The organism is Kiloniellales bacterium, from assembly GCA_030066685.1.
Lineage (GTDB): Bacteria > Pseudomonadota > Alphaproteobacteria > Kiloniellales > JAKSBE01 > JAKSBE01.
In genome coordinates this window covers 91684-106709 of record JASJBF010000003.1, presented here as the reverse complement: position 1 = coordinate 106709, position 15026 = coordinate 91684, and the positions used below count along the sequence as shown (strand labels likewise).

Genomic DNA, 15026 nt, shown 5'->3' with positions numbered 1-15026 from the left:
GCCACCGTCTTGCCACGCGCGGTCGCTGGAATTTCGGCGTAGACTGCGTGTTAGCATCAGGGCACGGAATTGAGGAAGGCGTCAGGAAGGGAAGGGACTTTGCGCCGAGCCGGCGTCGTTGCGCTTGTCGTCCTATCGGCCGCGGCCTGTAGTACGCCGCCGCAGGAGGAGTACTATACCGCCGAGTCCAGCACCCTCTACGAGGTGACTGCGGGGCGGGTGGTGACCACGCGACCGGTCGACATCCAGGAACGCAACAGCGGCATCGGCTACACCGTCGGCGGTCTTGCCGGCGGCTTCAGCGGTGGCCTGGCGCTCGGCGGGCAGCTGGGGCCTGCCGGCTCCCTGCTCGGCGGCGTGGTCGGTGCCGCCATCGGCTTCATCGTCGAAGAGGCCATCAACGGCGGCGACGGCATCGAGTACCTGATCGCGCTGGAGGACGGCCGCACCGTCACCGTCGTCCAGTTCCAGGAGGAGGACGAGGAGGTCCTCGCCCCCGGCGTCGACGTCTACATCCAGCACGGCTGGAACTCCACCCGCGTGGTCGCGCGCAGCGGAGAAGTCGGTCCGCTGCCTTTCGGCGCCTGGAAGAACCCTGACGAGCTGCCGCCGGGCGTCGAACTGCCGCAGGAGGGCATCGAGATCAAGCGCAAGCGGACCGGGACCTATTCGGACCTCGACCGTCCGAACCCGGCGCAAAAGCGCAGGCGGGTCATCGGCTTCTGAACGCTGGCGCACGATGATATGAGGTCGAGTCGACCTCATGTCTGAATCGTGCTCCGGACCTTCGAAACAGAGCGGGATGATTTGAAGCCCGTTCGACTTCAAATCATCCCGCTCTAAGGCCGTGGTCAGGCGGCGTCCCCGGCCTGCGACCTCCCCGGCGTCGCGGACAGGGCTTCCACGGCGCCCCGCCGCCCCTCGAGGGCGCCCGGCGTCAGCTCCAGAACCTGGAAGCGTGCCGGCTCGACCGGCCCCGGCATCACCAGCCCGGCCGCCACCGCGGATCGGAAGCCGAAAGGGGCATAGTAGGCCGGATCGCCCACGACGATGCACACGCGATGATCGAGCCGCCGGGCCTCGGCCAGGGCGTGGCGCAGCAGCCGGCGGCCGATGCCCCGGCCCTGCAGCCGCGGGTCGACCGCCAGGGGTCCCAGCAGGATCGCCGCTTTCGAGGCCACCAGGATCGGCCAAAAGCGCAGCGAAGCGAGCAAGGCCTTGTCGGAATCGAGGGCGATCAGACAAAGCTCGGCCAGGGGCTCGACGCCTTCGCGCAGCCGGTAGGTGGTCCGCCGGTGCCGCTCTGCACCGAAGGTCAAATCGAGCAAAGGTTCGATCAGCCGCTGGTCTTCTCGCCGTTCCGGAAGGATCTGGATCTGCATCGCGTCATCTCGCTTCGGAAGCCTGCCGCGACCCCCGAGGCCGCGCGGCTTGGATTCGGAAAGGGAACTTCGACGGCCCGGGCCGTCGTCCCTGATGATCTGACGCTGGTCGTCTTGAATCGAAGCCGAGCGCGAGGCAGCAGACGAACGGACGGGTCCTAAGCGCCCAAGGCGCAGGATCCTCGTCGTCGTCGCAAACGGCTGACTTCGCCCATGGGAAGGCGCCCTCGCCCGTTATCAACTCGGCTTGCTTCCGATAGCACAGGCTGGTCCCGGCTGCCAATGGCCTTGCCGCCGAGGGATTGCGCAGCGCCGATTTCGCAGCAAAATCAAGTAAAAAAGTAGATATAGGAAGTTTTGGCCATTAAGTTTATATAAATTGGCATAATATAGCCTAAGTCCCTCCATCCAGAACGGGTGGCTTATTTGAGGAATTCTTTCATCCTCCGGCACCCCAGGTGAGACAGAAGCCATAGCCGGCATGCGGTTCAAAGAACAGCTCCAGAGCAGGCTGCGCCTCGTTTCGGGTTGCCGCCTCTGCCTCAGGATCACGGTGATCGTCTGCTTCAGCATCTTCGCCATCGAGGCGGCGATCCTGGTGCCTTCGTACCTGCGGTTGCACGGCCAGCTTTACGAGCGACTCGCGGCAGAGGGCGTGCGGGCCCTGGCCTTCAGCCTCCAGGGACACGACCACCATTCCCTGAAGGAGCTCTTCGAGAACAGGGCCGAAGTCCTCGGCGATGCCAAGATCCTAGGCGCCACGCTCTATGCCGCGGACGGCGGGCGCCTCCTCAGCTTCGGCGATCCGCCCTCTCTCGCCCCGCCGGACCTGAACCTGGAGCAGACAGAAAGGGGATCGCGGATCCACGGCGTGCGCTACGAGATTCTCCTGCCTCAGGGCGCCGAGGGTCTGCCCTACACCGCGGTCCTGCACCTGGACGCGCGCGGGGTCTCGGAGGAGCTTCATGCCTTCGTCCTGCGCATCGGCGGCCTGGTGTTGATCATCTCCGGCTTCGTCTCGGTGGTCACCGTGCTGGCCCATCGGCGCCTGGTCGTCGCGCCGCTGCTGGAGATCCGCGAAAGGATGCGGACGGCGCACGAGGACCCGGAGCATCCCGAAGACCACAAGCTGGACCTCGGCCGGGACGACGAGATCGGAGAGCTGGTCGGCAGCCTCAACATCCTGCTGGAGCGCCTGGCCGAGGTGCGGCGCAGCGACGCGCGGCAAATCGAACAGCGCTTCGAGGACTTCGCCAACGCCAGCTCGGACTGGTTCTGGGAGATGGACGAGAACCTCCGCTTCTCGCACTTCTCGGACCGCTTTACCGAAGTGACCGGCGTGCCGGAGGAGAAACTGCTGGGCAAGACCCGCGAGGAGACCGGCATCCCCGGCGTAGACCCCGAGGCCTGGGACCGGCATCTCGCCGACTTGGCCGCCCACCGCGACTTCCGGGACTTCCAGCATCCGCGACGGCTCCCCGACGGCAGCGTCGTGCACCTTTCGATCAACGGCAAGGCGATCTTCGACGAGCAGGGACGCTTTCGCGGCTATCGCGGCAGCGGCCGCGACATCACCCGTCAGATCGAGGCCCAGCGCGAGCTGAAGGACAGCCAGGCCGCCCTGGCCGAGGCTCAGGCCCTGGCCAAGATCGGCAACTGGCACTGGTCGATCACCGAGGACAGGCTGATCTCCTGCTCCTCGGAGTACGCGCGAATTCACGGCGTCGAGCCCGATGAGATCCACGCCCTGATGGATGATCAGCTGGAGCGGGTGATCCACCCCGGCGACCGCGAACGCGTCGCCGAGGCCTTTGCCCGCTTCGACAGTGAAGGCTGCGACTTCGAGATCGACTACCGCATCGTGCGACCGGACCGCGAGATCCGCCATGTCCTCGAGATCGGCCGGGCAATCCGGGACGCCAACGGCCGGGCCGTCGAGCAAAGCGGCGTGGTCCAGGACATCACCGAACGCAAGCAGGCGGAGGAAGCCGTCCGCCGGGCTCGCGACGACCTGGAGATCAGGGTCGAAGAACGGACCCGGGAGCTGAAGGACCGAGAGGCCGCGCTTCTGCTCGCCAAGGAGCAGGCCGAAATCGCCAACCGCGCCAAGTCCGAGTTCCTGGCCAACATGAGCCACGAGCTGCGCACGCCCCTGAGCGCGATCATCGGCTTTGCCGAGATCCTGCTGGACGAACGGCTGCGGCCCGACGATCCGGCCCAGGCCGAGGACTACGTCAAGGACATCCACGGCTCCGGCCAGCATCTGCTGAACCTGATCAACGATATCCTGGACTTGTCCAAGATCGAGGCCGGCAACGCCCGGCTCAACGAGACCGAGATCGACCTGCACTCCACCGTCGCCAGCTGCCTGCGGCTGATGGCACCGCGCGCGCTGAGCGGCGAGCTGGAGATGACCAGCAAGCTGTCCGAACCGCCGCTGCCGCTGCTCTATGCCGACCCGCGCATGGTGAAGCAGATCCTGACCAACCTGCTGTCAAACGCGGTCAAGTTCACGCCGCCGGGCGGGCGGATCGAGGTTTCGGCCTGGCTCGACCGCGACGGTGCCTATTTCCTCCAGGTCACCGACAGCGGCATCGGCATTGCCGCCGACGACATCCCCAAGGCCCTGGCCCGCTTCGAGCAGATCGAGGGGCAGCACAGCCGGCGCTTCGACGGCACGGGTCTCGGCCTGCCCTTGACCAAGGCGCTGGTCGAGCTGCACGGCGGCAGCTTCTGGCTGGAAAGCGAAGTCGGCGACGGCACCACGGTCCGGATTCGCTTCCCGGAAACCCGCACAATTCAGTCGTCGAGAGCGCTCCAGGTGATCGACGGCGGCCAAAAGGCCGCCGGTTGAGGGCCGGCGCCCGCGAGCTCCGAGAAAAACCTGCGCCGAGCCTGACTCATACCAAGGGGCGTAGATAGTGACTCATTTGACCGGGTTTGCTTGCCCGCCCGTCAGGCGCGCTTCACGCAGCGGTGCGGGGTACCGTAGGCGGAGCGCAACGCAGCGGGCGTTCAAGCAAACCCGGCCTGCGGTGGCGCGCGGCGGGCCGCCGCGCGCCATCAAATGGGTCGCCCCTTGGTATCAGGCAGGCTGGACCATCCTTGTGAAGCAGATCGGAAGACCTGCGCCCGATTGAGGCCGCTCGGGCGGCATGCGAGCTGGTCCCAAAGGCCGACGCGCCGGCGCCCGAGCCCTTCGCCTAGCCGATTTCGGCAATCGGTGTTGCAAATGCCACATCCAGATCGCGGCGCGCAGGGCAGATTGCCGCCCTGGCTGTCCATGGCGGCGCCCGGAAGACGACTCCGGTGCCGGGTGGTAGCCTTTCCGAATCGGGCGACCACGCCGGAACGAGGTCTTTCGAGCGAAGCGAAACCGCAGCGCGCCACCGGATCCTCCGGCGCGCCCAGACCCGGAGAGCGAAGATGCATGACGACACCACCGCCGTCCGTAGACGCCTCTGCCCGCGCGCCGTCCTGCTGGCGGGCCTGCTGGGCCTGGCATCCTGTGCGCAGTACCAGATCACGGTCCCGGACTCCGACCCGATTCAGCTGGAGGGGCAGGAGGCGCCCTATGTCTCCCGCACCATGCATGCCTACTTCTGGGGCAACATCATGGATCCGCAGGTCCTGGCCGCCGAATGTCAGGGCAACGGAATCAACGACGTCTTCGTCGAACGCAACTACGCCTACGACCTGGCGAGCGTCCTGAGCCTCGGGATCTGGTCCCCGCTGGACCTCCGCTTCCGCTGCAAGGCGCCACCGCCACGCAGCGGCGCCTTCCCCGAGTCCACGACCACGCAGTAGCGCTTGCCCCGCAAAGGAAAGGACGAGACCCATGCCGAACGAACGACGCTTCTTCAGGCAGCGGCCGAAGGAAACCGGCCGGCACCAGTCCTTCGAGCAGGACCTCGACGGCGAATACGCCTTTCGCCTCGACCAGGGCGGCCAGTCCATGCTGGACACCTACAAGGCGGCGACCGAGGAGCTGCAGGCGATCATCAAGGACTGCGTCGACGAGGGGAAGACCCTGCGCGCCCGCGGCAGCCTCTGGTCGCTCAGCCCGGTGGCGGTCACCGACGGCCGCCTGATCGACACCACGGCCCTGCGCCTGGCCTTCACCTTCTCGCCAAACCAGACCGATCCGGCCTACGGCGGCGACGCCGCGAAGCTGCGCTTCATCCAATGCGGCAACTCGATCTCGGTGCTGAACAACCTGCTCTTCGCCGACCGCCTGTCGCTCCCGGCCTCCGGCTCCAACAACGGCCAGACCATCGCCGGCGCACTCTCGACGAACACCCACGGCGGCGCATACCGCTTCGGCGCCCTGGCCGAGATGGTCGTCGGCCTACACTTGGTGGTCGGGCCCAACAAGCACGTCTACCTGGAGCGGCAGTCGAAGCCGGTGATGAAGGCGGACTTCGCCCGGCAGATCGAGGCCGACTTCATCCAAGACGACACCCTGTTCAACGCGGCCCTGATCAGCTTCGGCTCCTTCGGCGTGATTCACGGCCTAATGATCGAGGCGCGGGAGCTCTTTATCCTCAACGCCGTGCGCTATCGCGCGCCCTACGACGACACGCTGAAGACGGCGCTGACCAACGCCGACCCGACGCTGCTGCCGCTGCCACCGGAGGCCGCCGGCGTGCCGACCGGCACGCCCTACCACTTCGAGGTCTTCTACAATCCCAATGAAGGCACGCCGCCCGACGAGGCCATCGTCCTGGTGATGTACGAGGAGCCCTGGACCGAGGCCTACAATCCGCCGGTCTGGGACGGCGGCGAGTCGGGGATGGGCGCCTCGGGCCTCGACGTCATGGGTGCGCTGATCGACATCATCCCTTCGCCGCTGAACAAGCTCGTGGTGCCGATCCTGAACGCCCAGGTGGACGACGAGTTCGCGCCCTACGTCAAGAAGGGCATCATCCGCGACCTCTTCCGCGGCGAGAAGGTCCTCGGCAAGACCCTGGCCTGCGCCATGGGCATGCCGGCGGACCGCGCCGTCGAGGCCCAGGAGATCGCCTTCAAGGTCTACAAGGACGGGGACGACGTGCTGCCGGTGATCGTCTCTCACCGCTTCGTCAAGGGCACCGATGCGCTGCTCGGCTTCACCCGCTTCGATCCCACCGCGGTCTTCGAGATCGACGGTCTTAACCTGCCGAGCGTGCGCGGCTACCTCGAGAAGGTCTGGGAGAAGCTGGATGCGGCCGGGATCCCCTTCACGATGCACTGGGGCAAGTTCAACACGCATCTCAACCCGGCCCGGGTCCGTCAACGCTACGGCGATGCCGCGGTCGACCAGTGGATCGGCGCCCGCGAGGCCCTGCTGGAGAACGCCGAGGTGCGGAAGGTCTTCGCCAACGATTTCCTGACCCGAATGGGACTGGCGACCTAGTGCGACCTGCTTTGGAGAAGCCTGGTTTCAGGTGTGAAAAATTTCACTTGAGATTCTTCGCCATCGCGACTAGGGCTGAATAAGGGGGAGTTAAAGAAATGCGGCACCTGTGCACCATGATGGTCGCAGTGCTTTTCGCCATCGCGACCGCCCAGGCCGGTCCTCTGCACGAGGCGGCCCGGAACGGCGATGCGGAGGCGGCCAAGCGGGCCGTCGACGCGGGCGCCGAACTGGAAGAAGCCGATGCCAGCGGCGAGCCGCCGCTCCTGATCGCGGCCCTCGCGGGCAAGAAAGAGGTCGTGCGTCTGCTGCTGGACGCCGGCGCGAACGTCAACGCCGCCAACAAGGGCGGCCTGACCGCCTTGCACGCCGCGTCCTACGGCGGCCACGCGGCGGTCGTGCGGCTTCTGATCGCGCGCGGCGCCCTCGTGAACGATTCGAAGAACTTCTACCGGATGTCGCCGCTGCACGCCGCGGCCGAGGAGGGCCACGCCGAGGTGGTCGCCCTGCTCCTCGACGCGGGCGCGGAGATCGAGGCCAAGGAGAGGAACGGCTATACGCCTCTGACCCAGGCCGGCTGGCGGGAGTACTGGGACGCAGCCGAGCTGCTGATGAAGGCCGGGGCGACCTGCCAGCCAGCCGATCTGGTCGGCGACTGGCTGCACCAGGAATGCAGCAAGCGGCAATAGCCTTACAAGGCACTGACGGCCGGCGGACCGCCCCGAAGCGGCGCCGGCAACGGGAGATCGAAAGATGACGAGAACGACGACCACCAGGAAGGCGGGTCTGGCGGCCCTGGCCGCCTTCGCGGCCCTGACCGCCTTCGGCCAGCCGGGAACCGCCGGCGACGCCAAGCGCGATGCCTTCATCAACACCGGCTATTTCGGCGACGTCGCCATCAAGGGCTACGATGCCGTGGCCTACTTCACCGAGCAGCGGGCGATCAAGGGCTCGCCGACGCACGCCCACCGCTGGCTGGGCGCGACCTGGCACTTCGCCAGCGCCGAGCACCGCGACCTCTTCGCCGCCGAGCCGGTGAAGTACGCGCCGCAGTACGGTGGCTACTGCGCCGACGGCGTGTCCTTCGGGACCATCACCACCAATATCGACCCCGAGGCCTGGCGGATCATCGGCGGCAAGCTCTACCTGAGCTACGACCCCGGCGCCGCCGGCGGCCTGGAGGAGAACCCGTCCAAGGTGACCAGCTCCCAGAAGTACTGGCCCGAGGTCCGGCGCACCCTCATGTCCGAGAAGCAAACCCAGGCTTGGCAATAGGACCGCGGCCGAGCTCGGGACTCTGCCTGGCGGCGATCAAGCCCGTCCAACGGCGCTTGGTCGCCCGCCAGGCAGATCGCGGCCGGCAGCGGGCCAGACGGGCGGCCTCGGGGCGGCCGGGCCCTTGAAGATCGCCGCCATCAAGACCTATCTGCTCGGCCCGACCGACAGCCCCGACGGGGCGGCCCGGGTCAAGTCCTTCCTCTTCGTCAAGCTCGAAACGGATGCGGGGCTCGAGGCCTGGGGCGAGGCCTACGCTCTGGCCGGCCGCGAGCGCGCCGTCGAGGAAATGATCCTCGCCCTGGCGGAGACCCTCCTCGGCCGAGAGGCGCCGAGCCCTCGTTGCTTCCGCTCCGACGCGCTGCTCCGTTTCGCCGACAAGCGGGCCGGCATCGACTTCTACTGCGCCGTGAGCGCCCTCGAGCTCGCGCTCTGGGACCTCGCCGGCAAGCACCTCGGCGCGCCGGTCCACCGGCTGCTCGGCGGCGCCCTGAGGGACCGGATCCCGCTCTACGCCAACACCTGGAGCGAGCACGCGACCTCGATCGACTTCGTCGTCGGGCGCGCCCGGCAGATGGTCGAGGCGGGCTACAGGGCGGTGAAGGTCTATCCCCTGCAATTCGCCGGCCTGGATCGGGCCGAGGCCTGCCTTCAGGCGGTCAGGCAGGCTCTCGGACAGGAGATCGCGGTGATGGTCGATCTCAATGCCCTCGACGATCCGCACATCGCCCTCCAGGCGGCGCGGCGCTTCGAGCCTTACGATCCTTTCTGGTTCGAGGAGCCGGTCTCCTCGGACGACCTCGAGACGCTGGCCGACATCCGCGCCCGGGCGAGCCTGCGGATCGTCTCCGGCGAGCGCCACGGCGGCAAGTTTAGGTTCCGGGAGATGCTGGAGAAGCGCGCCGCCGACGTCCTCAACCCCGACATTGCCGGCTGCGGCGGCATCCTCGAGCTGCTCGAGATCGCGGCCATGGCCGAGGCCTTCTCCGTCGCGGTCTCGCCGCACAACTACAACAGCACGACGGTCGCCATGGCCGCCATGCTCCACGCCGCCGCCCTCCTGCCCAACCTGCTGACCGCCGAGATCTATCCGGACTTCCTGGCCCGCGGTGCGGCGTTCGCCGAGACCGACTTCGAGATCAGGGACGGCGAAGCCACCTTGCCGCAATCGCCGGGACTGGGCGTGACCCTCGACGAGGAGGCCCTGATCGCCTTGACCGGCGGGGCCAGGGCGAGACCCTAGAGCACGATGGCATGAGGTCGAATCGACCTCATGTCTGAATCGTGCTCTAAACTGTTGAAAGAGAGCGGACAGTCCTGACCGCCTCAGCGGCAGCAGTCCTCGACGTTGAAGTACTCCAGCGCGTGCGGGCTCACGTGGGCGTAGTCGGCCCGCGGGCGATCCTCCGCCTCGTCGCTTGCGGGCGATGGGTTCCGGTAGACGTAGCCGCAGGTCTCGCGATCCAGGAAGTGGCCCTCGAAACGCTGGCACAGCCGGTCGCCGCGGATCCGTGCCGTGCCGGTCATGGAACTGTTTGGGCTGCGGTAGGCGATGTTGCCGGCCTTGTCGAAGAACTGCAGGAAGTCGGTGCCGTTGTGCTGCCGACCGATCCAGGTCCGGCCGGTGGTAACCTCGCGTAGTTCGGCGGCGCCGAGGCGATCCGCCTCGCTGCCCTCGAAGCCGAAGGGCCAGGTGGTGATCCCGGCCTTGCGCAGGCCCTCGAGATGGTGGTCTAGGTCGTCCTGGCGCCAGTAGCCGTAGAGGCTGCGGTAGTGCTCCAGGTTGGTCTCCGGAAATAGCTTCTTCAGGCTTGCGACTTCCTGTTTCGCCATCGCCGCTTCCCCGGCGTAGGCGTGGGCGGCGGCCAAGTACTCGCGCGCCGGTTCCGCCATCGGCAGGCCGTCACGCGCTGTCTCCAGCAACGGCAGGGCGCGTTCGTAGTCCTCGGCGATGTAGGAGACCACGCCCGCCAGCAGCCGGAAGCTGGGCGGCGGCGCGGGTTCCAGCCGCAGCGCCTTGTCGAGCCCGGCGAGCGCCTCTGCCCGCGCTCCGACGTGGGCCAGGACCAGGCTGGCGTTGCCCAGGATCTCCGCGTGGTTGGGCTCGATCGCGACCGCACTGCGGGCCGAGGCCTGGGCCTCGACGGGGCGGCCGTCGACCAGCTGCAGCAGGGCGAGCACGATGTGGGCGCGGGCGCTGTCCGGGTCCAGGCGCAGCGCCTGGCCGGCGGCGTCATAGGCGATCTTTCGGGCGACCGCACCGGACCACAGGAAGGTGTAATGGTTGCGCCAGACGTCGACCGCAATGCGCGCGATGCCGGCGTGGGCCTCGGCGAAGTCCGGGTCCAGGTCGATGGCCCGCTGGTAGTAGGACAAGGCCCGGCGGTAGGTCTCGACGTCGCTGTAGTAGAAGCCCTCCTGCTCGGCCCGCAGGTAGTAGTCGTAGGCCTCCAGGCTGTCGGTCGGGATCCGGGCCAGCTTTTCCTTCTCGCCTTCGGTCAGCTGGATCGCCAGGGCGGCGATGATCTTCTCGATCAGATCGTCCTGGAGGGCGAAGAGGTCGGCGTAGTCGCGGTCGTAGCGCTCGGCCCAGAGCGACAGGCCCGAGAGCGCGTCGATCAGCTTGACGTTGACCCGGAGTCGTGGCCCGGCACGACGCAGCGAGCCCTCCAGCACGTAGCGCACGCCCAGCTCCGCCGCCACGTCCTGAATCTTGCCGGCGGTGTTCTGGATCGCGAAGACCGAATGCCGGGCGATGACAAAGAGCCCCGAGACCTTGGACAGCTCGGTGATCAGATCGTCGGTCAGGCCGGCGGCGAAGTGGTCTTGCTCGGTCTCGCCGCTGACGTTGATGAAGGGCAGCACCGCGATCGATGGCCTGTCTGGCAGCGGATAGGCGAAGCGCCGGCCTTCCGCTTCCGGCGCGGCCTGCCAGGGTTGCCACCACAGGAGGCCGCCGGCCGCGGCGAGCAGCAGTGCCAGAACCGCCGCTGCGGCCCCGAGCCGGCTGCGCCGCCGCCGCGGCGCGCTGGGCTGGACGACCGGCGTGGCCAGCGCGGCCGCCCGCTGGTCCAGGACCACCCGGTAAACGCTGACCGGCTCGGCGATGTTCTTGACCTGCTTCTCGCCGAGAGGCTCGAAGCCGAGGTCGAGCTTGCCCTTGACCTGGTCGAATACGGTCTGGGAAATGCAGATGCCGCCAGGATCGGCCAGGCCTTCGAGCCGCGCCGTCAGGTTGACGCCGGAGCCGTAGATGTCCTCTTCTTCGACGATAACATCGCCGATGTGGATCCCGATCCGGTAGCGGAACTGCTTGTCCTCGGGAATCCCGGCATTGCGGTCGCCCAGGGCGAGCTGCACCTCGACCGCGAAGGCCACGGCGTCGACCACGCTGACGAACTCCATGAGCGCACCGTCGCCGGTCAGCTTGATGATCCGGCCCCGGTACTGCGCCACCTTGGGATTGAAGAGCTCACGACGATGCCGACGATAGGCGGCCAGGGTGCCCGCCTCGTCCTCGTTCATGAGTCGGGAATAGCCGACCATGTCGGCGGCGAGGATCGCCGCCAGTCGCCGTTCCATTCTCCATCTCCCCAGGGAAGAATAGCCGCCGAAGGCCACCAAAGCTATGCGCCGCCAAGCATGGCTGGGATGTGATATTGGTCACACTCGTACGCTTCGTCAGGCGGCCACGGCCGAGACGGCGCAAAGCGCGGAGCCGAGCGCGCAGCCCCGGAAAGGCACGAGCCGCAAGGCCGCATCGGCGCCCTCGCGCTCCGCTGCGGGCCAGCTCCCGCCGGCTGGAGCCCCAATCCGAACCCGCGCCGGGCCATCGGCTTTGCGTTGGTGAAGCCCTGTGGAAGCGCACAAGCGGGATGATTTGAAGTCGAACGGGCTTCGGATCCGAATCCCGCTTCACTTCAAACCTTGAGAGCATGGTGATGGGAGGCCGATTCGACCTCCCAACATCTTGCCCTAGCCGGAGACGCTCCAAGCCAAGAGCACACTGGCCAGCAGTGCGACCAGACAGATCACCAGCGCCACTAAGCCACGCCACCGGGGCCGCGCCTGACCACCGAACATGTCGCCAACAAAGTCCTCAGGCTGCAGCGGCCGCTCCCGATCTGCGATCTCCCGCAGCGCCTGAGAGACGTCGTCATCGAATTCGGCCTCGTCTCTGATTGGCCGAAGCCTGCGCTCATCACCACCGAGCCTGTCGACGATATGCAAAAGGGAAGCTTGCCGCTTCCATTCGTCAGCGACTTGCCGCGCTTCGACGCCCAGGTGTTCGGCAACCAGTCGGTCGCGAATACCGGCGATCGCCTTGCGTTGTGTGTCGTCTATGGCCTCGATGGCGACATCGCACTCGGAATCCAGGCCCATCGATCGGTTGTTGATGTTCGCGGAGCCAATTCGCAGCAGGCTGTCGTCGACGATCATGACCTTGGCGTGGACGTAGACCGGTATCTCTCGGCCCTCTTGCCGGACGATCGGGAACAAGGCCCGCAGCCGCTCGCCGAAGCCCTCGGTCTCAAGCGTCTGCAGGAACGCGGCCCGACCCGCACCCATGCTCTTCGCCTCCAGCCATCCGGCCGAGCGGTGCGGCCCGACGATCACCACTTCCAGATCCGGCACTTCCGACATCCGCTCGCAAATCGCCCGGGCGACGGCCTCCGAAGTCAGGTACTGGTTCTCGATGTAGATCGATCGCTCCGCCAGGCTGATGGCCCTCAGAAAAAGGGCCTCGACCTCGCGAACCTCGCCATAGCCGTCCGACTTCGGCCGGGTCCGGGCGACCCCCAGGTAGACAGCTCGAAACTCGGCGGCCACGCCTTCGGGCCAGGCATCCCTCGAAGCGTCTGGTGGCGCCGCCGCCTCGCCGGTCGCCAGCCGCCAGCGATCGCGAACCAACTCACCCATCGCCGCCGCCGCCTCGCCGTCGAACATGGCCTGGACATCGTGCACAGGGTCGAAGCCCCGACCATCCGGATCGACCCGCGCCGGATCGCCGGGGCAGTGCGCCGGCGTGTCCCATCGCTTGGTCGTCAGATCGATCCCGCCCACGAAGGCCAAAGAGTCGTCGATCACGACGACCTTCTGATGATGGCTGGCGCCTGCAGGCAGGCAGCCGTCGAGACAAACCCGTATCCGGTCCGGGGTCGTCCAATCCAACTTGAGGCGGGGCAGCGGCTCGCGGTCCAGAGCGTAGAGCAAGGCGTAGTCCCAAAGCAGGACATGCACGTTGAGATCCGGCCGCTGCGACACGGCGTGGGTCAGCAGAGGACCCAAGAGACGTTGTTCCTCCGCCAATTCGTTCCCGAGTCGAGGGGCAAGGTCGACCCGACTGTCGATGTCCCAACCGACGATGAAGACGGATCGCCGCGCGTCCAGGATGGCGGCGCGCAGAGCCGCGAAGTAAGCTTCGCCATCGATCAGAACCGCTACGCGCTCGGCCCTCGCAATCCGCCAGCAGGTTGATCCTTCGCGCAGGAAGTCCAAGGTCGGTGCCCGGCCAGGTCCAGGAAAGATGCAGAGCGAGTTGAAGACAGCGGTCTACGAGGCCTTGACCATCGAAGACGAGGGCCGGGTTTGCAAGGACATTCCCGAATCCGCCTGCGCGGCGCAGCCTGAGAACTTCCTGAAACATGTCCTAGCCTTGGCCGCCACCAAGACCGGAGACGGCCTCGCTGATCCGAAGTTGGTGCTTTCTTGGCTGTTGTCGGCTTTGGGCGCGCCGGCCTATCTGATCGGGCTCCTGGTGCCGCTGCGCGAAGCCGGAGCTCTGCTGCCTCAACTCTTCATCGCCGCCGCGATCCGCGCCCGGGTCAAGCGTAAATGGGTCTGGGCCGCGGGTAGCCTGGTTCAGGGTTTTTCGGTGCTTGGCATGGCGGCGGTGGCGTTCACGCTCGATGGTGCCGCGGCGGGCTGGGCCATCGTCGGCCTCGTCGCGATTTCCGCCCTCGCGCGCAGCGCCTGCTCGGTCAGCTACAAGGACGTGCTCGGAAAAACCGTTTCCAAGGCCACGCGCGGCAGCGCCACGGGCACCGCCGGCTCGCTGGCCGCGGCGCTGGTTCTGCTGTTCGGAGTCCTGCTGAGCCTGGGCTTTCTCGAGAAATCGGTTCCGGTCATCGCCGCGGTGCTCTGTGTGGCCGCCGGCCTCTGGCTGCTTGCCGCGGCCGTCTTTTCGAGCCTGGCCGAGGCGCCCGGCGCAAGCGAAGGGGGCGGCAACCCGCTCGGCGTCGCCCTGAGCCAGGCCGCGCTGCTCCGCGAGGATCCACAGCTCGTCCGCTTCATCACCACCCGCGGCATGCTGATCGCCACGGCCCTGGCACCGCCGTACATGCTCACGCTGGCTGGTCAAGTCGGCGGCGCGGAGCTTGGCGCGCTCGGGCCCTTCGTCGTGGCCTCCGCCGTCGCCGGAGTCTCGAGCAGCTTCATCTGGGGCCGCCTGTCCGACGCCTCGAGCCGTAGGGTCTTGATGCGGGCCGCGGCCTTGGCCGCGCTGGCTCTGGGCATGAGTGCAGCGCTCGGCTTCCTCGCCGGATCCCGGGTCGACAGCCCCGAGCTGCTGGTGCTCTTCTTCCTCGTGATGGTCGCCCATCAGGGCGTGCGCCTCGGCCGTTCGACGCACATCGTCGATATGGCCGATCCGAACAGCCGTGCCGCCTACACGGCCTTGTCAAACACCATTGTCGGCGTTCTGCTCGTCATCGGCGGCGTGTTCGGCGTGATCGCCCAAGTGGCCGGCGAGGCCGTGGTCCTGGCGTTCTTCGCCCTGTCTTGCGTGGCTGCCATCTTCACGGCCAGAGGTCTGAGGGAAGTCCAGGACTGAGCAGCGGTTCCTGCGGCACGGCCCGAGGGAAGAACCCCCGAAACCCCTCCAGCCCCTGGCGCCAGGACCCCGCGTCGAAGGAGTCCCGTCCTTGCGGATCGTCTGTAGACGCCGGCCGCAGGGGCAGTCGCCTTTCCAGACT

At 67.2% G+C, this 15026-nt stretch carries 11 protein-coding genes; 8 read left to right on the top strand and 3 right to left on the bottom strand.

Annotated elements, in window-relative coordinates; translation table 11 throughout:
* Positions 1–99: 99 nt before the first annotated feature.
* On the top strand, positions 100–726 hold the full coding sequence (locus QNJ30_04230) for a hypothetical protein (GenBank protein MDJ0942643.1): 627 nt from the start codon (positions 100–102) through the stop codon (positions 724–726).
* 125 nt (positions 727–851) lie between these two features.
* Here QNJ30_04230 and QNJ30_04225 read toward each other — a convergent pair whose 3' ends face one another.
* On the bottom strand, positions 852–1382 hold the full coding sequence (locus QNJ30_04225; protein MDJ0942642.1) for an N-acetyltransferase: 531 nt from the start codon (positions 1380–1382) through the stop codon (positions 852–854).
* A 481-nt stretch (positions 1383–1863) separates the two neighbouring features.
* On the opposite strand from QNJ30_04225, the gene QNJ30_04220 reads away from it, so the two are divergent.
* From QNJ30_04220 to QNJ30_04195, 6 genes are all read left to right on the top strand, one after another.
* The gene (locus QNJ30_04220) at positions 1864–4236 is read left to right on the top strand and encodes a PAS domain S-box protein (GenBank protein MDJ0942641.1); all 2373 of its coding nucleotides are present in this window, start codon (positions 1864–1866) and stop codon (positions 4234–4236) included.
* Between the two features lie 572 nt (positions 4237–4808).
* The gene (locus tag QNJ30_04215; protein MDJ0942640.1) at positions 4809–5189 is read left to right on the top strand and encodes a hypothetical protein; all 381 of its coding nucleotides are present in this window, start codon (positions 4809–4811) and stop codon (positions 5187–5189) included.
* 31 nt (positions 5190–5220) lie between these two features.
* On the top strand, positions 5221–6777 hold the full coding sequence (locus tag QNJ30_04210) for an FAD-binding protein (protein ID MDJ0942639.1): 1557 nt from the start codon (positions 5221–5223) through the stop codon (positions 6775–6777).
* A gap of 98 nt (positions 6778–6875) precedes the next feature.
* Positions 6876–7466 (top strand): ankyrin repeat domain-containing protein, encoded by a 591-nt coding sequence (locus QNJ30_04205; protein ID MDJ0942638.1) that lies wholly within the window; start codon positions 6876–6878, stop codon positions 7464–7466.
* Between the two features lie 64 nt (positions 7467–7530).
* The gene (locus tag QNJ30_04200; protein MDJ0942637.1) at positions 7531–8052 is read left to right on the top strand and encodes a YHS domain-containing (seleno)protein; all 522 of its coding nucleotides are present in this window, start codon (positions 7531–7533) and stop codon (positions 8050–8052) included.
* A 124-nt stretch (positions 8053–8176) separates the two neighbouring features.
* Positions 8177–9295, top strand: coding sequence for a mandelate racemase/muconate lactonizing enzyme family protein (locus tag QNJ30_04195; protein MDJ0942636.1), 1119 nt, complete (start codon positions 8177–8179; stop codon positions 9293–9295).
* An 83-nt stretch (positions 9296–9378) separates the two neighbouring features.
* Here QNJ30_04195 and QNJ30_04190 read toward each other — a convergent pair whose 3' ends face one another.
* The gene (locus QNJ30_04190; GenBank protein MDJ0942635.1) at positions 9379–11634 is read right to left on the bottom strand and encodes an adenylate/guanylate cyclase domain-containing protein; all 2256 of its coding nucleotides are present in this window, start codon (positions 11632–11634) and stop codon (positions 9379–9381) included.
* Positions 11635–12027: 393 nt separating this feature from the next.
* Complete coding sequence (locus QNJ30_04185) at positions 12028–13551, bottom strand: phospholipase D-like domain-containing protein (GenBank protein MDJ0942634.1); 1524 nt, start codon at positions 13549–13551, stop codon at positions 12028–12030.
* A gap of 64 nt (positions 13552–13615) precedes the next feature.
* Here QNJ30_04185 and QNJ30_04180 point away from each other — a divergent pair, with 64 nt between their 5' ends.
* Entirely contained in the window at positions 13616–14884 is a 1269-nt protein-coding gene (locus tag QNJ30_04180; protein ID MDJ0942633.1) for a hypothetical protein, read from the top strand.
* Positions 14885–15026 lie beyond the last annotated feature (142 nt).

Excerpts from the sequence above, each read along its gene's own strand:
- QNJ30_04225 (MDJ0942642.1), bottom strand. The coding sequence starts at position 1,382 with ATGCAGATCCAGATCCTTCCGGAACGGCGAGAAGACCAGCGGCTGATC.
- QNJ30_04220 (MDJ0942641.1), top strand. The coding sequence starts at position 1,864 with ATGCGGTTCAAAGAACAGCTCCAGAGCAGGCTGCGCCTCGTTTCGGGT.
- QNJ30_04215 (MDJ0942640.1), top strand. The coding sequence starts at position 4,809 with ATGCATGACGACACCACCGCCGTCCGTAGACGCCTCTGCCCGCGCGCC.
- QNJ30_04210 (MDJ0942639.1), top strand. The coding sequence starts at position 5,221 with ATGCCGAACGAACGACGCTTCTTCAGGCAGCGGCCGAAGGAAACCGGC.
- QNJ30_04205 (MDJ0942638.1), top strand. The coding sequence starts at position 6,876 with ATGCGGCACCTGTGCACCATGATGGTCGCAGTGCTTTTCGCCATCGCG.
- QNJ30_04200 (MDJ0942637.1), top strand. The coding sequence starts at position 7,531 with ATGACGAGAACGACGACCACCAGGAAGGCGGGTCTGGCGGCCCTGGCC.
- QNJ30_04190 (MDJ0942635.1), bottom strand. The coding sequence starts at position 11,634 with ATGGAACGGCGACTGGCGGCGATCCTCGCCGCCGACATGGTCGGCTAT.